Below are 20833 nucleotides of genomic sequence, written 5' to 3'. Positions count from 1 at the left end.
AACCAATAATTACCTTTCTAATTGTATCCGTTTACACTTTTACAAACAAGTTGCTGAAAGGCTTAATTGTTTCCTTATAATTATCTCTATAAAAAGGCAGAGACTTTAAGCCCCTGCCTTTCCATTTATTATTTCATGATTTTTTAGCGCTCTTGCGATTCACCAATTGGATTGTTTTCATCGCCAATGCCTTTATTGTTATGAGCTCCTTTTTCCCTCATCTTTTCCCCGCGGTCTTTTGCCTGTTCGTCAATGCTTTTAAATTCTTCATCTTGTCGCTGGCTTTGGCTGCTTTTTGGATTTGCGTGTTCTGAAAAATCATTTTTTGCCATAAAACGTTCCTCCTTCGAGTATTTATTTTTTCATTTCCCTATGGGATGAAAACAAAACCCTTATTGTGGAAGAAAAACACCGTAGCCGAAGTATACAGTCAGAAGTGAAAGGAGTGAGAAAACCAAATATTCGGAAGCGCCTCCAGTAGTCGCAGTTACTGGAAAGCGAATTGTCCATTTGAATGGAAAAAACAATTTAACACCTCTTTTGGTCGCCATATCCAAGACGATATGACTGAGCATCCCTACTAGCAACCCTGCCGATAAGGCTTCTACTGTCACGAAACTCTCCAATATAAAAGCTGTCAGCGCTAGAAACAGCAGACTATGTGTAAATGTTCGGTGTCCAAAAAGACGACTAATTATTTTTGATAATGCCGGTAACGTTCTCCCAATTTTACTGCCACTATGACAAATATCCGGAATTACCGCTCCAACTACCCCAGCTCCTACTAATAGAACGGGATCATAATTTGTAACTTGTGCAAAAGCAAGACTTGCTGCTATACCGCCAATTATATGTGTTTTACCTGTCATGCTGTTTCTCCTTTGTCGTACTTGATTTGAGCTCATTTTTATTATACTAAAAATCGTGTATGCTTAAGATAGGGAAATTGGCAGTGTATATAGAATTCTATTAAGCAACGGGTTCTACTTTACCTTGAATATTCCACTAAGAATTATAAAAGGAGGCGTCATTATGGGCATTCATCGTTTTTTCACTTCATTAAATGATTTAGAACGGATTATCCGTGCACCTGGAATGTTCAAATTTGAAGAACATAATGTTGCAGCCCATTCGTGGAAAGTCAGTCAGTATGCGATGTTTTTTGCAACCATTGAAGAACGTGCTGGCCGAGAAATCGATTGGAAATCTTTATATGAAAAAACCATTAACCACGATTTTGCAGAGGTGTTTATCGGAGATATTAAAACACCGGTTAAATACGCCTCTCCTGAATTAAAGGAAATGATTGCAAAAGTGGAAGAAGGCATGATGGAAAAATTCATCCTTCGAGAAATTCCTAAAGAATTTCATGACGTTTTCTTTGAACGCATGAAAGAAGGAAAAGATGATACTGTAGAAGGTCGTTTACTAGAGTTAGCAGATAAACTAGACCAATTTTATGAAGCTTTTGCAGAGTTGAAGCGGGGCAATACGGATAAAGAATTTGTCGTGATGTACCGGATTGCGTTAACTAAATTACTGGGTCTTCCATTGCCCGCAAGTGTCGAGTATTTTAAAAACGTTATGCTTGATGATGTTATTAACGAAGACACTGCCATCGATGTAAAAGAGCTTACACGCAAGATCATAGCTGAGCATTGAGCTTGACTCTATATTTCGAGGTAAGATTATGGTAAATTTAACATCAACAACTACTTTCGGAGGTGAATCCCTTAACAAGGGAATTTATTGGACCCCATACTTATATTGAATTTAGCTTTGCTTGTCTTATTAATCGCGTTAACGGCTGTTTTCGTCGGCTCGGAATTTGCCGTCGTTAAAGTTCGGATGTCGCGCATCGACCAATTAATCGATGAAGGAAATAAAAGAGCTGTACTAGTTAAAAAAATTACCAATGACCTGGATTATTATCTCTCAGCATGTCAGCTTGGGATCACGGTTACGGCTCTTGGCTTAGGCTGGTTAGGAAAACCGACAGTTGAACGTCTTTTTTATCCTTTGTTTGATATGCTCGATGTTCCTTCTTCCGCCTCTACCATCATTTCATTTGTTTTAGCTTTCTCATTAGTGACATTCTTACATGTGGTCCTAGGGGAAATGGCACCAAAATCATTGGCACTTCAATTTACTGAACGAATGACACTTTTTCTGTCTCCTTTTTTGTATTGGTTTGGCAAAATTATGTATCCGTTTATCTTTATATTGAATGGTTCGGCTCGCGTCCTATTACGGATTTTCGGAATTGAACCGGCCAAAGAAGACCAAGCCCATTCAGAAGAAGAACTGAAAATCATTATGGCCCAAAGCTTCCAAAGCGGAGAAATCAATCAAACGGAATTGTCCTACATGCAGAACATTTTTGCTTTTGATGAACGCAGTGCGAAAGATGTCATGATTCCACGAACTCAAATGATTGCCTTTTCTGATGATTTAACAAACGAAGAACTTCTTTCGGAAATCCGAGATCATCGTTTTACGCGTTATCCCATTGCAAGAGATGGAGACAAAGATGACCTTATTGGATTTATCAATGCAAAAGAAGTATTGACGCATTATGCTGTTAATGGCCAATTTGAGATGTCAGAACTTGTACATGCCTTGCCTTATTTTCATGAAACGACTCCACTTCAAAGTGCTCTAGTGAGAATGCAAAAAGACCGTACACATATTGCGCTAGTAATCGATGAATACGGTGGAACGTCGGGATTAATCACAATGGAAGACATACTCGAGGAAATCGTTGGAGAAATCCGTGATGAATTTGATGAAGAAGAAGACGAAGAAATTATTAAGGAAAGCGATACACGCTATCTTCTAAATGGTCGCGTCCTGTTGAAAGACCTAGAAGAACGTTTTGGTTTCCACTTTGAAGACAGCGATGATATCGATACCATTGCTGGTTGGATCCAGCATCAGCTGATAGAAGCTGAAACAGGTGACCTTTTTATAAAAGAAGGATGCCAATGGTCAATCGTTGAAATGGAAAATCACCATATCTTAAAAGTTGCTTGTGACATATTACCAAAAACACCTTAAAAAGAATGTCCGTTAACCGGACATTCTTTTTCTATGATTCCATCTAATTGTCTTGTTATAATTTTCTCCTTATTTCAGGGTTAATCTACTCCTTATTAGGGCATATACAAATAGACAAAATTTTTTTAATGGAGGTTATCACATGAGTAAAGCAATGGGATTTGTCAAAGAACTTGGCAATGAATTTAAAAAAGATAATGCAACAACCCTTGCTGCAGCACAAGCTTATTATTATTTATTAGCTATTGTACCTTTATTAATTTTGCTGCTATCTATTTTGCCCTATCTTCAAATTGACCCAGACGAAGCAATTGAATTTATCCGTAGCATTCTCCCAGGAGAAGTAGCTAACACATTCCAAGACACTATTGTTAGTGTTGTCACTACCCCTTCAGGCGGCTTATTGACATTTGGTATACTGGGTACGCTTTGGTCTGCTTCTAATGCCTTAACAGCATTTATCAACGCGACCAATCAAGCTTATGGTATTAAAGAAACGCGTTCTTTTTTCAAATTAAAAGCAATCGCAATTGGTTTAACAATCGGTATGTTAGTGGCTGTTATTATCGCGCTTGTTTTACCAATCTTCGGTGGAACGATTATCGAAATCATCAAATCCACATTGAATCTACCAGAGCAAACTGAAATTATTTTCCAAGTTCTTCGTTGGGTTATTTCGGTTGCAGTCATGAGTTTAGTATTAGCATTGATGTACAAGCTTGCACCTAACAAAAGTTTTCCGTTTAAAGAAGTACTTATCGGAGCAGTAATCGCGACAGTCTTATGGCAAGTTGTTTCATTTGGCTTCTCGATTTACGTTTCTAACTTCGGTAGCTACTCTGCTACTTACGGTAGTTTAGGTGGACTTATCGTATTGATGTTGTGGTTCTTCTTAACAGGTTTGATTTTGGTGATTGGTGCAGAAATAAATGCCATTATAGACAGACGCAGAACTGCGAAAAAGAATGCGTCTTCTGATGCACTCGCTAACAGCGATGTTAAAGGAAAAAATACAGAATCCTCAATGAATAAGTATTAAGTAAAAGACCCTTCATCACGTTGATGAAGGGTCTTTTGGTTATTACTGTTTACTATGGGGTTCACATTCCCGGTCGATGCTCCAAAAAATTACGATACGAAAAGCCCTCTACTTCTGCTTCTGAATAATGCTTCTGCAATTCATTGATCAAATTTGGAAATTCCGATGCATCGTTGAGATCTGTAATGTATGAAGAAATCCCGTCAAAATCTGACCCAATACCAATATTTCTTACACCACCAAGCGAGCAAAAGTGATCAACATGACGAATCAAATCCGATATGGTCGCTTGTTCACTATCTTTATTGATAAAATCCGGACAAAATACTACATCAATCATTCCATTTTTTTCGAACATTGCCTTTATTTGCTGGTCATTTAGATTGCGTGGATGATCACAAAGTGCACGCGCGTTGGAATGACTAGCGATTGGGTATTTCGCTAACTCCATCACATCCCAAAATCCGTTTAACGATAAATGGGAAACGTCTGTGAAGACATGATGCTCATTATTAAGCCGAACTACTTCTTTGCCGAGCAAGGTTAACCCCGCTCCTCTTGGATCTCCAACACCATCCGCGCAAAGGTTGGCATTATTCCACGTTAGTCCGATTGACAGCACCCCTAATCGATAAAGCTGACGCAACTTCATCAAATCATTGCCAAATGCATCCGCACCTTCTAACGTTAAAACTGCGCCAATTTCATCAGGCTGTAGCGAATCAATGTCTTTCCAGTTTTTAATGTGTTTCATCAATGGGTTTTTCCCAAGTACTTCACTATAGAACAAGTCTATTTGCTCAAGAGCATGTTGCCATTTATCATCCGACGGAAATTCAGGATGAATAAAAATAGCGAAAAATTGCACTTTCACGCTACCAGCTTGTAAGCGCTCAAAATTGGTATCCAATTCTTTTGAGCGTTGGAAATCTAATAATTCTCCATGAAATAATGCATTTCGCTTGGCGATTTGCAACTTCAGTAGCGCGTCACAATGGGTATCAAAAACCTTCATCTACTCATCTCCCTCTTCTTTGCAAGCATCCACAAAACCAGAAAAAATCTGGACCGATGCTGCATCCTTTGTTCTTGCCATATTTTCAGGATGCCATTGTACACCAAGTACAAAATGGTGTTGCACGCTTTCCACTGCTTCTATAATGCCATCACTTGCTTGGCCACTTACGACAAATGGAACAGGAACTAATCGGTTGGCTTGATGATGACGGCTATTCACTCTTATTCGCGTTTGCCCTGTCAATCGGTTTAGTAGTGACCCTTCTGTTATGTCCACAAAATGAGAGCCGTGGAATTTTGGTGCTTTTTGTTGATGTTGTAACAAGTCCGCTTTTACTTGCGTCGTAATATCTTGATACATGTCGCCACCCACAGCAATATTCAAAATCTGTGCTCCTCGACAAACACCTAAAATGGGTTTGTTCATGGCCAATACTTTTTTAGTTAAGGCTAATTCAAATGCGTCACGCGACGGAATAATCACTCCAAGGTTTGGATGTGGTTCTTCACCGAATAAAGTTGGATCAATATCATAGCCCCCTGCTAAAAATAATCCATCAATATGTTCGGCAATTTCATCCAAGTCATCTTCTCCAACTACGTGAGGAAGCATAACTGGTAACCCTCCTGCTGCGAGTATTGCTTCTGTATCCGCAAGCTCAATGCCATATTCATCCCGCCCTAATTCTAAAGACGCAGTCACACCAATAATTGGTTTCATCTATGTATACCTCCTGATTTTAAAAAACTGAATATAATAAACATACAGACTTTTCGAGTGGAATACTAGCAAATACAAGAACTTTAACAAATATGAACTACATAGAAAAACGGAAAGCATGAGTGCTTCCCGTTTTTCTATGATTATTCCTCGCTATATTCTGCAATTGTTGTAGCAATTGCATCCTCGATTGGTGTAACTGAAGCTAAATCATTATTGATCACAATAGAGAAGATTAGGGGTTCTTCGTCTTTAGTTGTTACATACCCAGATAATGCAGATACCGCAGTCAAAGTACCTGTTTTTGCTTTTACATTTTGTTGCGCTGCAGTTTCTTTCATACGATTGCGTAAAGTGCCTCCAATAAATCGTTCTGCATTTCCTGCAACAGGGAGCGCATTATTATAGCTATTAAACCACTCTTTTGTTTGAATTCCAGACAATAATTGCGTTATTTCGTTTGCTGGAATTAAGTTGACATGAGACATTCCTGAACCATCGCGAAGCAAGATAGTATCGGTATTAACACCAAGTGTTCCAGCTACACTTTCCATTACATTGAGTCCTGCTTCCCAACTTCCTTGTCCTTCGACTATGCGCCCCATTTCTTTAACAAGCACTTCACCATGTCCATTGTTGCTAAGCTTCATAAAAGGAATCGATAACTCTGCAAGCGTCATTGATTGATGCTCTAATAGTAATGTGCTGTTTGTAGGAGTTTCACCCATCTTCATTGTATACTTCCCAGTCCATTCGATTCCCTCTGCTAATAAAGCATTTTCAAACAAATCAAGCGCATAACCTGAAGGTTCGTCAACAGCAATCCACTCTCTTTTCCGTGAACCATCTACCGGAATATTTCCTTCAATAATAATTTGGTTGGTTCCATGCTCACGACTAATAGAAACCGTCTTTGGCTGGTCAGCTGCTACTGTTTTTGCTTTGTTTATGATGGATACATAATCTGTCTGAGGTGTTAGTGACACTTTCGGCTCTTCGCCGACCGCACCTCCTGCATTAACTTCGACGATAAGAGATCCTGCATCATAATCTTTATTTGGTGATGCAGTTAATGCCGATACTTGAGCTCCGTAATAATACACTTCGTCCTGCCACGTAATATCTTCAGACAACCGAACCTCATCATACCAAGTATCATCGCCGATTAAATCGCCTTTAATCTTTTGAATTCCTTGGCTTTTAAGTTCACGTGCAAATTGTTCGAAATCCTCTTCCAGCAATGTTGGATCTCCTTTTCCTTTCAAATAAAGATTTCCTTTAAGCATTTCCCCTTTTATAGTTCCGTCCGTATGTATTTCTGTAGTGAAACGATAATCTTCGCCTAAAGTTTCAAAAGCAGCTGCAGCAGTAAAAAGCTTCATGTTCGAAGCCGGAATTAATCGAGTGTCTCCGAAATGATCGTAAATTTGTTCACCGGTATCTGCTTTTCTAATACTAACTCCTATTAACGCACCATCTAGTCGTTCGTCATGTAAGATTTCATTGATTTCGCTAACTAACGGTGCGTATTCACCGTCCGCACCTGCCTTATTTTCATAATCTGTGAGATAAACCATTATTACTGTTGCCAACAATAAAGCCATTAAACTTTTCATCCTATTATTCCTCGTCATTACAACATCTCCCATCCCATAATATGTTAAATAATGTAACACAGTATCCATTTAAATTATCAGTTAATTCGACAAATAGATCTTTTCACATAGTCATCCATTTCCGACTCAGGTATATTCTCTATTTGAAATCATGTCAATGTATCCTTTGGTTTTATTAATAGAACAATCCACCTATTCTTTCCCACAAAAAAAAGCAGTAGAAACAAAAAGTTTCTACTGCTTTCCAATTGTCTTTTATAACTTTAACTCATTCGCTCATTTGCTGTTTTGTTGTATAAATTAACCGTTCTCCTACAAAAATACGGCATTCTATTTTACAAAAATAAGAGCCAATCGATACTTTAATCTCTTCATATTCACCGTCTTTGTTTCTCACTTTTCCAAACAACCGGGAAGTCAAATGCAAGCCTACTTGTTCATCTTGTAACACGCCATCTACAAATAACTTTTCATTGGTCCATGTATTAACAACACGAATTGTGTGATCACCGTACTTTATCACCCAAACATCCTTCATCATACTGGCCCCCTACACTAAGTTTTGACCATAGTATACCAGATATTCACCAAATAGCCGCTACAGTGAAAAGTAACAATAAACTTCTAATTTTTATTCTACATAAAAAGCTGTAGATCCACTCAACTATTCGAGTGAATCTACAGCCTGTAATATCCATAACCTTAATCTTATTTGATCAATTCCAACTCAACTGGAATAGATGCTTCAACTTCTTCACCATCAAGTGATTGAACAGCTGTTTCTACAGCCATTTCACCAATCATCGCCGGTTTTTGTGCGACTGTACCATCAAGACGGCCATCTTCTACCGCTTTTACTGCATCGTCTGTTGCGTCAAATCCAACTACAGCAATGTCTTTTCCTGAAGCTTCGATTGCTTCAAGTGCACCTAACGCCATTTCATCGTTATGAGCAAATACTCCTGTAATGTCAGGGTTTGCTTGAAGAAGGTTTTCCATAACCGATAAGCCTTCTGCACGGTTGAAGTTTGCTGTTTGTTTTGCAACCACATCCAACGTTCCACCTGCTACATTGTTAAAGCCTTCGCCACGTTCACGTGCTGCTGAAGATCCCGGAACTCCTTCAAGTTCTGCCACTTTAGCGCCATCACCAACTAGTGAAATTAAGTGCTCTCCTGCCATTTCTCCACCTGCAACATTATCTGAAGCGATATGAGAAACAACTTCGCCACCTGCAGCACTGCGGTCAACTGTAATAACCGGAATGTTTGCTGCATTAGCTGACTCTACTGCTGCCGCAACTGCTTCAGAGTCTACTGGGTTGATCATAATCAAGTCTACACCTTGCTGGATTAAATCTTCTACATCACTCGCTTGTTTTGAAGCGTTGTCTTGTGCATCAACAACCGTTAAAGTTGCGCCTAATTCTTTTGCTTTTGCTTCAGCGCCTTCATTCAATGTAACGAAGAACGGATTATTCAACGTCGAGATTGAAAAACCAATTGTGTAATCCCCATTTGTTTCGCCACCGTCGCCATTTTCCTCTTCAGAACTTGATCCTGGAGCATCCATTGAACAAGCCGCCAAAATCATCATTACCAGTAACATGAACCCCAATTGCAATTTTTTCATTTTCCTGCACCCCTTATGTTGTTTTTTTACGGTCCAGAAGAACCGCTAATAATATGACTGCACCCTTCACCACTTGTTGGAAGAAGGAGGTAACCCCGATTAAGTTTAATCCATTATTCAGTACCCCGATAATTAAAGCACCAATCAATGTACCTACAATCCATCCACGACCACCTGTTAAGCTTGTACCGCCAAGTACAACAGCAGCGATTGCATCAAGCTCAAACATTTCTCCAGCCGTTGGTTGTGCTGAATTCAAACGCGATGTCAAAATTAGTGAAGCCACTGCTGCCAATAACCCAAGCAACGAGTAGACATAAATTTTGATACGATCTGCATTGATTCCTGACAAGATCGACGCTTCTTCATTGCCACCTACTGCGTACACACGTCGGCCAAAAGTCGTCTTTTTCAAAATGAAATACAAAATCGCGAAACTAATTATCATTGTGACAACGGGAATCGGAACTCCAAGAAAATAACCTTTACCGAGCATTTGGAAAGTTAAGCTATCACCCAATCCAGAAATTGGTCGACCGTCTGTGTAAACGAGTGTTAGCCCTCGGTAAATGGTCATTGTCGCTAATGTTGCGATAAACGGCGCCACTTTCCCTTTTGCGATAATGATCCCGTTAATTGCGCCAAGAATTGCTCCTAGCAACAAGCCTAGTAACATCGCAAAAATCGGATCTACGCCACTAGCCATGAGCCCTGCCGTTACAGCACCTGTTAACGCTAAAGTTGAACCTACTGATAAATCGATACCGCCTGTCAAAATAACGAAAGTCATTCCGAAAGCAATCAATGCGTTAATGGACACTTGCCGAAGTACGTTCATTAAGTTTGAGACAGATAAAAAGTCAGGATTTAAAATCGTGATAATTGTCATGATAAGAAATAAACCGATAAATGGTGCTATTTTTTGAAGTACGGATTGATTACTGGTCTTCAACTGCAAGTTTTCCACCTCCTGTAGCAAAATGCATAATTCGTTCCTGTGTCATTTCATGTTTTGGTATATCTGCTGTTATTTTTCCTTCGTGCATCACTAGCACGCGATCGGCCATGCCAAGAACTTCTGGCAGTTCTGATGAAATCATCAAAATAGCAACGCCTCTTTCAGCGAGTTCGTTGATAATCGAATAAATTTCTTTTTTCGCTCCTACATCGACACCGCGTGTGGGTTCATCTAAAATGAGTAATTCCGGCTCAATACCGAGCCATTTCGCGATAACCACTTTTTGCTGATTCCCACCACTCAAAGATTTTGCGGCTTGATCGGGTCCTGATGTGCGAATACCGAGACGTTGAACCATCGAATCGTAAAGCTTTCGTTCTTTATCTTTAGAAATCAGTCCATTTTTAGAAATGGCTTCATAGTTTGTCATGCTAACATTTTCTTCCACTGAAAAGTCGACAACGAGCCCTTCTGACTTACGGTCTTCTGTTACATAGCCGATGCCCATTTCTTTCGCTTTTTTCGGTGTGTCGATTTTGACTTTTTTGCCATCAAATTCAATGATGCCACCATCAAGTTTTTTGTAACCAAATAGAGATTGCGCGACTTCCGTGCGTCCTGCTCCCATTAAACCTGCAATCGACAACACTTCACCTTTTCGAAGTTCAAATGAAACGTTTTCAAAACAACCCGTTCGTTTCAAGTCTTTGACAGACAGTTTGATGTCACCTATTGTAGATTTGCGTTCAGGATAACGTTCACCAAGTTCACGACCAACCATCAGTTGAACCACCTCATCAAACGAAGTCTCACTAATTCTCCGTTCCCCTACAAATTCACCATCGCGCAAAATCGTAATGCGGTCACATAATGAGAAAATTTCTTCCATTCGGTGAGAGATGTAGATAAAGGAAACTCCCCGTTTTTGAAGTTCGCGAATAGTTTTAAACAAACTATCAATTTCACGATCTGTTAATGCTGCAGTGGGCTCATCCATAATGATGACTTCTGCATCTACCGATAAGGCTTTGGCGATTTCGACAATTTGTTGTTTCCCCACGGACAAGGAGCTCGCGGGATCTGTTGGATTAATATCTAATCCCAAATCAAGTAAAATTTGGCGCGTCTTTTTTTCCATTTGCTTGTTTTTTAAAATGCCTGTTCGACCATATGTTTCTTCCCGCCCTAAAAATAGATTGTCTGAAATCGATAGATGAGGCAGGATATTTAGTTCCTGATGAATGACTGCAATGCCTGCTTTTTCCGCTTGTTTAGGAGAAGTGAAATTGACTTTCTCTCCCTTTACTTCCACTGTGCCTGAATCCCGTGTATAAATTCCGGACATGACTTTCATCAATGTCGATTTACCTGCACCATTCTCGCCCATCAAGGCGTGAATTTCGCCTTTTTCCAATGTAAAATGAACATTTTTTAAGACTTGATTGCCACTAAACGATTTGGAGATATCCGTCATTTTAATCATTAAACTCACCTGCCTTTTTTAAAAAATAACACCAGAACGAAGAACGATATTAGCGTATGGTGTCGCTTCCCCTGTGCGAATGATTAGTTTCGCTTGTTTGCTTAATTCCTTTAACTCTTCATGGGTAACAAAGTCAGCTTTTATTCTTTTAAAAATTTCTTGTCCTATAATAGGATTTTTCCCTGCTATTTCCTGGGCAATATACGCCGCTTCTGCCTCAAAGTCAGCAAGAACTGCGTCTAATATGGTTAAAAAAGCAGGTTCACCTATTTTATAAGATAAGTCAACGCAAGAGATGCCTTTTGGAATTGGCAAACCACAATCTGCAATAACAAGTAAATCGGTGTGACCAAACTGCGCTAGAGCTGCTGCAATGTCACGATTGATTATTCCATGCTTTTTCATACGCGATCACCTGCCATTCTCTCTAAAACCGCTGTACGCTCGGGCATACCACCTTGTGCACCAAACTTCTCAACAGATAATGAAGCAGCCGCATTCGCAAAACGCACAGCCCATTCAAATTCTTTCTCCTCTACTAAAGCTGTTGCTAATGCTCCGTTAAATGTATCTCCTGCCCCTGTTGTATCTACTGCTTTAGCAGGAAAACCTTCAACCAGTACGTGCTTTTCTCCATCAAAAAATTGCGCACCTTTTTGACCAAGCGTTACGACAAGTCGATTTGGATACTTTTCTAAAGCCTTTTCCCAATTCACGCCGAATATTTCCTCTGCTTCCGTCTCGTTAGGCGTTAAATAAGTGCAAAACGGCAACATCTCCATCGTAAATCCACTTGCAGGTGCTGGATTTAAAATGCTTGGCACTCCATTTTGATGACAAATTTCCAACGTTCGTTGAACTACAGAAATCGGCATTTCTAATTGCATGATGACTAGCTCACTTTTTACTAATTGGTCAGCTAATGCATCAATTTCTTCTATCGTCACGTTATGGTTGGCACCTGGCACTACAATAATCCGGTTATCACCTTCTGATAAAAGAATGTTGGCAATTCCACTTGTACCATCTGTACGCTTGACCTGATCGATTAATACGCCTTCACTTTTTAAGCCTGCCAAAAGTTCGGTCCCAAAAGCGTCTTGTCCAACTGCTCCAATCATTTGAACAGCACTTCCTAATCTCGCTGCTGCAACCGCTTGGTTAGCTCCTTTACCGCCTGGCACTGTTGTATATAGCGTACCTAAAGTGGTTTCACCTTGTTTTGGAAAGTTATCGGTTTTAACGACCAAATCCATATTAATGCTGCCAACTACTGTAATCATTCACCCACGCTCCTTGTTGTTCCACGAACGATTAACTTTACGGGAACTTCATAAAAGTTTTGTTCGACCATTTCATTTTCAATGCGCTTGATTAAAACACGTGTTGCAATTGCACCCATTTTATAAACATCCTGTGCAACAGTAGTCAATCCCGGCGATAACATCTCACCCATTGCTACACCGTCAAAGCCAATAATCTGTAATTCGTTTGGGACGTGTCTCCCAACTAAACTAGCCGCTTTTAATGCACCGGCTGCCGAGACGTCACTGCTAGCAAAAATACCATCGATTTGTGGATTTTCTTTTAATACGTGCTCCACAATTTTTTGTGAATCGGTGAAATGGAACGGACAAGTTACCACTTGATATTTCGCATTTGACTGTTGAATCGCTGCCATAAATCCTTCATAACGATCATTCGCGGGATTCAATTCTGCTGGACCTCTCAGAAAAAGAATGTTTTGGCAACCTTGTTCTAATAACGCATTCGTTCCCATGATAGCCCCTTCTTTATTGTTAGAAGAAACAGTTGGGATTTTCTCATTAATCGCTCGGTCAAGTGCCACAATTGGCACATTAGCATTGGCGTAATGCGGAGCATCCAATTGGTTGGACGTGACGATAAAGCCGGCAATGTATTTTTTCTTTAATGTTTCAATATAATTCTTCTCTTTTTCTGGATTTTCATCGGAGTTACATAATACAACCGTGTATCCATATGTTAAAGCAACATCTTCAACGGCTCGCGCAAGTTCCGGAAAAAAAGGATTGGTGATGTCTGGTAAGATCAAGCCAATTAAATTAGATTTTTTCGTATTCAACGAACGTGCAATAGGATTTAACTCGTATTTCAACTCTTCCACGGCAGCAGTTACTGCTTTGGCCGCTTCTGCACTAACATATCCGCTGTCATTTAAAAATCTAGAAACTGTAGCTACTGAAACTCCTGCTTTTTTTGCTACATCCTTAATAGTGGTCATGTAAAACGTCTCCGTTTCTGTCTCAGTGTGTAACCGGTTACATATAATATATAATGCAACTTTCTTCTTGTCAATGTGAACATTTTCCAATCATATAAAAAAGGTTTCCGCTAATTTGCGGAAACCTTTTTCTTAAGCATTCATATTTTTCAAGCGTAGCTCTCTAATTTTCTCTGTCTCCGCTATGTACACGGCACATGCAGCATCACCAGAAATATTGACTGCTGTTCGAGTCATATCCAATAGACGATCGATTCCGATAACAAGACCAATGCCAGCTGCCGGAAGACCTACACTACTTAATACCATCGCTAGCATGATCAATCCAACACCCGGAACACCTGCAGTCCCAATACTCGCTAAGACTGCTGTTAAAACGACGGTCATTAAATCCATCGTCGACAATTCTATGCCATACGCTTGGGCGATGAACATTGTAGCTACTCCCTGCATAATTGCGGTACCGTCCATATTAATGGTGGCCCCAAGAGGTTGCACAAATGAACTCACCGACTTCGGCACATTCAATTCATCCTGAGCTACTTCCATTGAAATTGGCAAGGTAGCCGTACTGCTCGATGTACTGAAACCTACACTCATTGCAGGTGCAAACTTCTTGAAAAACCACACTGGGCTCTTTCCTGCTAAAAACTTGATCGTGCCTCCATATGTAAAAACCGCATGGATTAACAGTGCCGCTACAATTACTAGCATATACGAGCCCATTGCTTTCATGGCTGAAAATCCTTGTGATCCCACAGCTGTAGCAATCAAGCCGAACGTTCCGTAAGGAGCAAATTTCATGACAATTCCTACTAAATACATCATGACGTCATTGCCTTGTTCGATAAATGCAACAAGTCCCTTTGTTTTTTCTCCAAGAGCCGTTAATGCTAATCCCACAAAAACTGCAAATACAATTATTTGTAGCATATTACCTTCTACTAAAGAGGCAATTGGATTTGTTGGAATCATGTTCAATAACGTGTCCCCTACAGATGGCGCTTCTGTTGTTTCAAACTCTGCAGATGACAAATCAAAATCACCTGCAAGTCCAGGTTGAATGACAGCTGCTAATGATAACCCGATTGTTATTGCAATTGTGGTTGTCACTAGAAAATACGTTACTGTTTTAATACCAATCCTTCCTAATTTAGCAGGGTCTCCAAGACCCGCAGTCCCAAGAATGATAGAAAACAAAACAAGTGGCACAACTAGCATTTTTATTAAGCCTAAAAATATTTGGCCGAGCGGCACAAATAAATATGTATTTATTACTTCAAATGATCCTGATGCGAATAGGTTTATTAACAAACCAACGACAGCACCAAGAACGAGTCCCGTTAGTACTTTTCCAGTTAATCCAGGTTTTTTCATTCATTTCCCTCTTTCATTTCTAGACGTAAAACTATTTTATAGGAAAGCAGACCTTTTTTACAACTTTTAATCCATTGTCAGAATCAATCTTTTTTAAAAAATTTAATATTATTTTAACATACAAAAAACCTGTGTAAATGAGGGTACATTTACACAGGTTTCTATTTAACAACAGGCCGTTTGCATCTTGCTATTTCCCATTAAACTATAGCTAGCGACTTTAAATCCTTTTTGATGTAATAGTCGAGTTGCTAAGTTTTTTTCAACTTGATTTTCTGCGATTAAGTGAATCGGTTTTTGCGGTATTTCCTTATAACCTCTTGTGAAATAGGAAATTGGTAGATTAAAGGCATCCGAAACTACCTCTTTGTTGGAAACATTATAAGCTCGAACATCGAGTAGCGCATACGAATTACCATCAATTTCATTAAGCTGTGCCTGTTTTACGCCAGAGACTGGGATATGTCTTTTATAAACGCTGTAGACTGCCATAGAAACTGGCAGTCCAATCAGCATTGTGCTTACTATCATTTCATTTCTCCTTTTATACCATAAGCAAAGCTTATCGCATTACGTAATACATACTTGGCTACTTATTTAGTCGCCTTGATTAAACCGATAATACTTCTTGCCATTTTGCATAACCGCCTGAAAGGTTGACCAAGTCGTCAAATCCATTCGCTTTAAGAAGGCTTGCTGCAATCGCTGAACGCGCTCCAGACTGACAGTGAACAATAATTGTTTTGTCGGTTGGCACTTCATCTAATCGTTTTTTTAATGTACCAATCATAATGTGATTGGCCTGGTCGATATGACCTTCATCGTATTCAGATTGATTTCGAACATCAAGCACATTAGCTTCGTCGTCTTTAATCAGTTTCTTGGCTTCTTCGGGAGATACATTCTTATACGAATCTAATTCTCCTGCTTCTTCGATTAGCTTCGAAGCATCTCCGTAGCCAATTTCCCCGTCAATGCCAACAGAGCGTAACACTTCTACTACTTTGTCTAAAGATTCTGGATCGAGTAGCAAGTATAGTGGTTTTTTGTAATCGACAATCCATCCAGCCCAGTTGGCAAATGATTTATTAAATGGAATGTTAATTGTGCCAGGAATATACCCATTAGCAAATGAAGCAGAAGCACGTGTATCAATAACTTGCTCTCCCTCTGCAATTAGTTTCTTCAACTCATCTGCAGATTGAATCGCTTGTGGTTTTGGTAAATTCTTCACTAACTCTACACCTGTTTTATTCACTGATTTCATCACAGCGAAATAAGACGGTGGTTCAGGTTGACCATCTAATAATTCTTTTTGGAATGCTTCAAGTTCATCGTATTGCAATGCCCAGTTAAACATTTTCTCATAACCTACAGTAGTAGATGGTACTGCGCCAAGCGCTTTACCACATGCACTTCCTGCACCATGAGCTGGCCATACTTGAAGATAATCTGGTAGTTTTTTAAAGCGTTCAAGTGATTCGAACATATCTTTAGCGCCTGCTTTAGAAGTTCCTTCGGCACCTGCAGCTTTTTCAAGTAAATCAGGTCGACCAACGTCTCCTACAAAGACAAAATCTCCAGTGAAAATACCCATTGCTTTATCTGCCGAACCACCGCGGTCCGTTAATAAGAATGAAATACTTTCTGGTGTGTGTCCTGGTGTGTGCATCACTTCAAAAATCAGATTTCCGATTTTAAACTGATCGCCGTCTTTTACTAATTGGTGATTTAGATGATCGATATTTTGATATTTCCAATCTGCATCACCTTCGTCAGATAGATATAATTTTGCGCCAAAACGATTTTCAAGTTCGCGTGAACCTGAAACAAAGTCAGCGTGAATATGCGTTTCAAGAGCTCCGACAATATTCAAGTTTTCTTTTGCTGCAAGTTCTTCGTAAGCAGTGATATCACGCATTGGGTCTACAACTATAGCTTCTCCCGATGCTTGGCAACCTACTACATATGAAGCGTGCGCTAAATTTTCATCATAGAAATATCTTAATAACATATCATCAATTCCCTTCAATAATTTAATTACCCTTAATATACCACCGGGGGTATACAATGTAAAATGTTCTGCTTATAGTGAACCTTCAATAACTTATTCAAAATGATAAACGACCTTCTTCTCTTTGTTTAGACAAAAAAGAGAGGGCCTAAACGTTTTTGTACAACGTTTAGGCCCTCTTTTAAGAAAGAAAGCTTATAATGAGACGAGGAGTTTAAGCACTTTCGATTACTACCGCTATTCCTTGCCCTCCCCCAATACATAAACTCGCTACTCCGTATTTTCCGCCACGATGTTTCAGCTCATAAGCCAGCGACAATAATATACGTGCACCACTTGCTCCAACTGGATGTCCTAATGCAATTGCACCACCGTTGACGTTGACTTTTTCTCGGTCTAATCCCAGTTCTTTTTCCACTGCCAAATATTGTGCCGCGAATGCTTCGTTCACTTCAAATAAATCAATATCGTCGACAGTCAACTCAGCACGTTCTAACGCTTGTTTAATAGCTGGCACTGGCCCAATGCCCATAATCGTCGGATCTACTCCTACTACTCCCCAAGAGACAATACGCGCCATCGGCTTTAAGCTATGCTTGTTTACAGCAGCTTCGCTCGCTACGACGAGTGAAGCTGCACCATCATTAATACCTGAAGCGTTTCCAGCCGTCACTGTACCTTCTTTTTTGAACGAAGGACGGAGTTTTGCCAAAGCTTCTTCATTTGCGTTTGGTTTAATATGTTCATCTTTGTCTACTACTAAAACACCTTTACGCGTTTTCACCTCGACCGCTACAATCTCTTCTGCAAATCTTCCAGATTCGACCGCTTGTGCTGCTCGCTGATTAGACTCCACAGAGAAAGCATCTTGTTCTTCACGTGAGATATCGTATTGCTCTGCCAGTTTCTCTGCCGTCATTCCCATACCGTTCCCGGTATATTGATCCGTCAATGTGGCAGTTAACATATCTTCAAATTGTAAATTACCCATTTTCGATTTACTAAAGCGTTGATCAAAACTAGCATATGGAGACATCGACATGTTCTCTGCCCCTCCTGCCAACACCAAATCCGCCTCTCCTAATAATATGTGCTGCGCGGCTGTAACGACCGCTTGAGCACCCGAGCCACATAAACGATTTAACGTGAGCGCTGGAACTTCTTTTGGTACACCCGCTTTTAACCCAATATGCCGAGCAATATAAGCACCGTTTATGCTAGATTGAATAACATTTCCGTAAAAAACATGGGTGATATCTTCTGCTTTGACATTTGAACGCTTTAGCGCCTCAACTGCTGTCGCTGCTCCAAGTTCAGTCGCATCCGTATTGACAAATGCTCCTCCAAATCCTCCAAAAGCAGTTCTTGCTCCATCTATTAAGTAAATATTATTCATCGTGTCATTTCCCCTTTATGGTGTTTTTTCACTTACCTAAACTTGCCTTTAATTGTTCACTCAATTCTAGCCTGCCAACATCTCGAATGTGCACTTGATCTGGACCATCTACTAAACGTAGAGCACGAGCATTGGCATAATGTGCAGCTAACGGAAAGTCTTCCGTTAGCCCTGCTCCACCAAACACTTGTATGGCACGGTCAATGACATTTTGTGCAACTCGGGGAACTGCAACTTTAATCATGGCGATTTCCTTACGGGATGCTTTTGCACCTTCTGTATCTATTTTATGAGCTGCATGCAGCGTTAAAAGACGTGCTTGTTCAATCTCGATTCGACTTTCAGCAATAATTTCTTTTATCACATCTTTTTCCGCCAAACTTGAACCAAATGCTTCTCTACTATCAGCCCTTTTGCACAATAACTCGAGAGCTCGCTCTGCAGCTCCAATTGCACGCATGCAATGATGAATCCGTCCCGGCCCTAAACGCCCTTGAGCAATTTCAAAGCCACGTCCTTCGCCAAGCAATATGTTAGTTGCGGGTACACGCACATTATTGTAGTGAACTTCAGCGTGTCCTTGCGGCGCATCATCATAGCCAAAAACCGTGAGCGGCCGAATAATTTCCACACCCGGTGTATCAAAAGGTACTAAGATCATTGATTGTTGCTGATGTTTTGCTGCATTTGGGTCTGTTTTCCCCATGACAATCGCAATTTTACAGCGCGGGTCCATCGCTCCAGTTGTCCACCATTTTTTTGCATTGATAACGTATTCCTCACCGTCACGGACAATACTACTTTGAATATTGGTCGCATCCGAAGAAGCAACAGCTGGTTCTGTCATCGAGAAACAAGACCGAATTTCTCCATTTAATAAAGGATCCAGCCATAATTTCTTTTGCTCTTCTGTGCCGTATTTAACGAATACTTCCATGTTCCCCGTATCGGGTGCATTACAGTTAAATAACTCCGGCGCAATCAATGACCGTCCCATAATTTCACATAGATGAGAGTAATCGTAGTTGGATAAGCCAGCTCCGTATTCTGGATGATCTAAAAACAAATTCCATAAACCTTGTTCTTTAGCTTTTTTCTTTAATTCTTCAATAATGGGTGGAATTGTCCAACGGTCTTCTGCCTCTTTAAGGTATTTTTCTACCACAGCTTCGTTTGGATACACATGGTCATCCATGAATACTAGTAGTTTCTCTCGTAAAGCTATGGCTTTTGGTGATAATTCCTTAAGCATCTGCTTTCCCCCAATGTCTTATGTACTTTTAAATCAGTTAAAATCTACATTTCCACATGAAACCCCTTACATAATTAGATGGAAATAGTCTGAATAATTGTTCTACTGATTCAAAATTAGTATAGTTGTTCTACTTTTGAATTACAAGCTGAGGTAGTATAACTTAGAATTTTTTCCCATAAAAAAATGCTCTGAATTTCTCAGAGCATCTTTCCCTATTTATCCTTCTAAATCCACGTTGTGGTAAACCTGTTGTACGTCTTCTAAATCTTCAATTGCATCAATCATTTTTTCGAATTGTGCTTGTGCATCTTCTGGCAACGGCAATTCGTTTTGAGCAAGCATCGTCAACTCAGCTACAGTAAATTCGGTAATACCTGCACTTTTGAATGCTTCTTGTACTAGGTGGTATTGATCCGGTTCTGCATAGACAATTACGCCACCTTCTTCTTCCATAATGTCACGAACATCAATGTCCGATTCCATCATTAGCTCTAACACTTCGTCAGCTGTTTTGCCTTCAACACCAAATACCGCGGTGTGGTCGAACATATACGCAACCGATCCACTAACCCCCATATTGCCGCCATTCTTCCCAAATGCTGCACGAACATCTGAAGCCGTACGGTTAACATTGTTTGTTAATGTATCTACGATGACCATCGAGCCATTCGGACCGAATCCTTCATAACGCAATTCATCATAGCTTTCTTCAGATCCACCTTTTGCTTTTTCAACCGCACGGTCAATAATCGCACGTGGAATGCTATAAGTTTTTGCTCGCTCTAATACTACTTTCAAGGCTTGGTTAGATTCTGGATCTGGCTCGCCTTGTTTTGCAGCTACATATATTTCACGTCCGAATTTTGCGTAAATCCGGCTTGTGTTGGCATCTTTTGATGCTTTCTTTTCTTTAATATTGTTCCATTTGCGTCCCATTAAATTTCCTTCTCTCTTCAAAGTTTCACATTACATACTATTCACTATCTACTATTATAGTACAAATCA

The 20833-nt window shown here is 40.0% G+C and carries 21 protein-coding genes; 3 read left to right on the top strand and 18 right to left on the bottom strand.

The genetic code is table 11. The features are described 5' to 3' along the window. Nucleotides 1-143 precede the first annotated feature (143 nt). Nucleotides 144-332, bottom strand: coding sequence for a hypothetical protein (locus GPDM_RS07305; RefSeq protein WP_008430288.1), 189 nt, complete (start codon nt 330-332; stop codon nt 144-146). Between the two features lie 60 nt (nt 333-392). Continuing rightward, complete coding sequence (locus GPDM_RS07300; protein WP_008430286.1) at nt 393-869, bottom strand: metal-dependent hydrolase; 477 nt, start codon at nt 867-869, stop codon at nt 393-395. A gap of 163 nt (nt 870-1032) precedes the next feature. Between GPDM_RS07300 and GPDM_RS07295 the strand changes: the two genes are divergently transcribed. The 3 genes from GPDM_RS07295 (at nt 1033) to GPDM_RS07285 (ending at nt 4096) form a co-directional block, all read left to right on the top strand. Beyond that, nucleotides 1033-1662, top strand: coding sequence for an HD domain-containing protein (locus GPDM_RS07295; RefSeq protein ID WP_008430285.1), 630 nt, complete (start codon nt 1033-1035; stop codon nt 1660-1662). 87 nt (nt 1663-1749) lie between these two features. Then, on the top strand, nt 1750-3057 hold the full coding sequence (locus tag GPDM_RS07290; RefSeq protein WP_039863094.1) for a hemolysin family protein: 1308 nt from the start codon (nt 1750-1752) through the stop codon (nt 3055-3057). Between the two features lie 142 nt (nt 3058-3199). Then, the gene (locus GPDM_RS07285) at nt 3200-4096 is read left to right on the top strand and encodes a YihY/virulence factor BrkB family protein (protein WP_008430283.1); all 897 of its coding nucleotides are present in this window, start codon (nt 3200-3202) and stop codon (nt 4094-4096) included. Between the two features lie 61 nt (nt 4097-4157). Here GPDM_RS07285 and GPDM_RS07280 read toward each other — a convergent pair whose 3' ends face one another. From GPDM_RS07280 to GPDM_RS07205, 16 genes are all read right to left on the bottom strand, one after another. Continuing rightward, a complete protein-coding gene (locus tag GPDM_RS07280) occupies nt 4158-5111 on the bottom strand; it encodes a dipeptidase (protein ID WP_008430282.1) in 954 nt (317 codons plus the stop codon). Then, on the bottom strand, nt 5112-5834 hold the full coding sequence (locus GPDM_RS07275) for a gamma-glutamyl-gamma-aminobutyrate hydrolase family protein (protein ID WP_008430281.1): 723 nt from the start codon (nt 5832-5834) through the stop codon (nt 5112-5114). It lies immediately after the preceding gene. Nucleotides 5835-5977: 143 nt separating this feature from the next. Then, entirely contained in the window at nt 5978-7468 is a 1491-nt protein-coding gene (dacB, locus tag GPDM_RS07270; RefSeq protein ID WP_039863091.1) for a D-alanyl-D-alanine carboxypeptidase/D-alanyl-D-alanine endopeptidase, read from the bottom strand. 250 nt (nt 7469-7718) lie between these two features. Beyond that, nucleotides 7719-7988: a hypothetical protein gene (locus GPDM_RS07265; RefSeq protein ID WP_008430279.1), complete on the bottom strand. Its 270-nt coding sequence runs from the start codon at nt 7986-7988 to the stop codon at nt 7719-7721. A gap of 170 nt (nt 7989-8158) precedes the next feature. Further along, nucleotides 8159-9082: a ribose ABC transporter substrate-binding protein RbsB gene (gene rbsB, locus GPDM_RS07260; RefSeq protein ID WP_008430278.1), complete on the bottom strand. Its 924-nt coding sequence runs from the start codon at nt 9080-9082 to the stop codon at nt 8159-8161. 13 nt (nt 9083-9095) lie between these two features. Then, the gene (locus GPDM_RS07255; RefSeq protein ID WP_008430277.1) at nt 9096-10040 is read right to left on the bottom strand and encodes an ABC transporter permease subunit; all 945 of its coding nucleotides are present in this window, start codon (nt 10038-10040) and stop codon (nt 9096-9098) included. Then, the gene (locus GPDM_RS07250; RefSeq protein WP_008430276.1) at nt 10021-11523 is read right to left on the bottom strand and encodes a sugar ABC transporter ATP-binding protein; all 1503 of its coding nucleotides are present in this window, start codon (nt 11521-11523) and stop codon (nt 10021-10023) included. Before GPDM_RS07250 ends, GPDM_RS07255 begins: the two co-directional genes overlap by 20 nt. A gap of 18 nt (nt 11524-11541) precedes the next feature. After that, entirely contained in the window at nt 11542-11928 is a 387-nt protein-coding gene (rbsD, locus tag GPDM_RS07245; protein WP_008430275.1) for a D-ribose pyranase, read from the bottom strand. Beyond that, complete coding sequence (rbsK, locus tag GPDM_RS07240) at nt 11925-12806, bottom strand: ribokinase (RefSeq protein ID WP_008430274.1); 882 nt, start codon at nt 12804-12806, stop codon at nt 11925-11927. The genes rbsD and rbsK overlap by 4 nt, the downstream gene beginning before the upstream one ends. Then, nucleotides 12803-13786, bottom strand: a complete 984-nt coding sequence (locus GPDM_RS07235; RefSeq protein ID WP_008430273.1) for a LacI family DNA-binding transcriptional regulator — start codon at nt 13784-13786, stop codon at nt 12803-12805. The genes rbsK and GPDM_RS07235 overlap by 4 nt, the downstream gene beginning before the upstream one ends. Nucleotides 13787-13918: 132 nt before the next feature. Further along, nucleotides 13919-15163, bottom strand: a complete 1245-nt coding sequence (locus GPDM_RS07230) for a dicarboxylate/amino acid:cation symporter (RefSeq protein ID WP_008430270.1) — start codon at nt 15161-15163, stop codon at nt 13919-13921. Between the two features lie 165 nt (nt 15164-15328). Next, nucleotides 15329-15694, bottom strand: a complete 366-nt coding sequence (locus GPDM_RS07225; RefSeq protein WP_008430268.1) for a rhodanese-like domain-containing protein — start codon at nt 15692-15694, stop codon at nt 15329-15331. Between the two features lie 79 nt (nt 15695-15773). Next, the gene (locus GPDM_RS07220) at nt 15774-17177 is read right to left on the bottom strand and encodes an MBL fold metallo-hydrolase (protein WP_008430267.1); all 1404 of its coding nucleotides are present in this window, start codon (nt 17175-17177) and stop codon (nt 15774-15776) included. 214 nt (nt 17178-17391) lie between these two features. After that, nucleotides 17392-18573, bottom strand: a complete 1182-nt coding sequence (locus GPDM_RS07215; RefSeq protein WP_008430266.1) for an acetyl-CoA C-acetyltransferase — start codon at nt 18571-18573, stop codon at nt 17392-17394. Nucleotides 18574-18601: 28 nt separating this feature from the next. Next, complete coding sequence (locus GPDM_RS07210; protein ID WP_008430264.1) at nt 18602-19825, bottom strand: acyl-CoA dehydrogenase family protein; 1224 nt, start codon at nt 19823-19825, stop codon at nt 18602-18604. Nucleotides 19826-20044: 219 nt separating this feature from the next. After that, complete coding sequence (locus GPDM_RS07205) at nt 20045-20764, bottom strand: YebC/PmpR family DNA-binding transcriptional regulator (protein ID WP_008430263.1); 720 nt, start codon at nt 20762-20764, stop codon at nt 20045-20047. Between the last annotated feature and the right edge of the window lie 69 nt (nt 20765-20833).

It is taken from the genome of Planococcus donghaensis MPA1U2 (genome assembly GCF_000189395.1).
GTDB classification, from domain to species: domain Bacteria; phylum Bacillota; class Bacilli; order Bacillales_A; family Planococcaceae; genus Planococcus; species Planococcus donghaensis_B.
This window is presented reverse-complemented; position numbering and strand designations above follow the sequence as displayed.

Coding starts and splice junctions, on each gene's coding strand:
- GPDM_RS07305 (WP_008430288.1), bottom strand. CDS start 332: ATGGCAAAAAATGATTTTTCAGAACACGCAAATCCAAAAAGCAGCCAA.
- GPDM_RS07300 (WP_008430286.1), bottom strand. CDS start 869: ATGACAGGTAAAACACATATAATTGGCGGTATAGCAGCAAGTCTTGCT.
- GPDM_RS07295 (WP_008430285.1), top strand. CDS start 1,033: ATGGGCATTCATCGTTTTTTCACTTCATTAAATGATTTAGAACGGATT.
- GPDM_RS07285 (WP_008430283.1), top strand. CDS start 3,200: ATGAGTAAAGCAATGGGATTTGTCAAAGAACTTGGCAATGAATTTAAA.
- GPDM_RS07280 (WP_008430282.1), bottom strand. CDS start 5,111: ATGAAGGTTTTTGATACCCATTGTGACGCGCTACTGAAGTTGCAAATC.
- GPDM_RS07275 (WP_008430281.1), bottom strand. CDS start 5,834: ATGAAACCAATTATTGGTGTGACTGCGTCTTTAGAATTAGGGCGGGAT.
- dacB (WP_039863091.1), bottom strand. CDS start 7,468: ATGACGAGGAATAATAGGATGAAAAGTTTAATGGCTTTATTGTTGGCA.
- GPDM_RS07265 (WP_008430279.1), bottom strand. CDS start 7,988: ATGAAGGATGTTTGGGTGATAAAGTACGGTGATCACACAATTCGTGTT.
- rbsB (WP_008430278.1), bottom strand. CDS start 9,082: ATGAAAAAATTGCAATTGGGGTTCATGTTACTGGTAATGATGATTTTG.
- GPDM_RS07250 (WP_008430276.1), bottom strand. CDS start 11,523: ATGATTAAAATGACGGATATCTCCAAATCGTTTAGTGGCAATCAAGTC.
- rbsD (WP_008430275.1), bottom strand. CDS start 11,928: ATGAAAAAGCATGGAATAATCAATCGTGACATTGCAGCAGCTCTAGCG.
- rbsK (WP_008430274.1), bottom strand. CDS start 12,806: ATGATTACAGTAGTTGGCAGCATTAATATGGATTTGGTCGTTAAAACC.
- GPDM_RS07235 (WP_008430273.1), bottom strand. CDS start 13,786: ATGACCACTATTAAGGATGTAGCAAAAAAAGCAGGAGTTTCAGTAGCT.
- GPDM_RS07230 (WP_008430270.1), bottom strand. CDS start 15,163: ATGAAAAAACCTGGATTAACTGGAAAAGTACTAACGGGACTCGTTCTT.
- GPDM_RS07225 (WP_008430268.1), bottom strand. CDS start 15,694: ATGATAGTAAGCACAATGCTGATTGGACTGCCAGTTTCTATGGCAGTC.
- GPDM_RS07220 (WP_008430267.1), bottom strand. CDS start 17,177: ATGTTATTAAGATATTTCTATGATGAAAATTTAGCGCACGCTTCATAT.
- GPDM_RS07215 (WP_008430266.1), bottom strand. CDS start 18,573: ATGAATAATATTTACTTAATAGATGGAGCAAGAACTGCTTTTGGAGGA.
- GPDM_RS07210 (WP_008430264.1), bottom strand. CDS start 19,825: ATGCTTAAGGAATTATCACCAAAAGCCATAGCTTTACGAGAGAAACTA.
- GPDM_RS07205 (WP_008430263.1), bottom strand. CDS start 20,764: ATGGGACGCAAATGGAACAATATTAAAGAAAAGAAAGCATCAAAAGAT.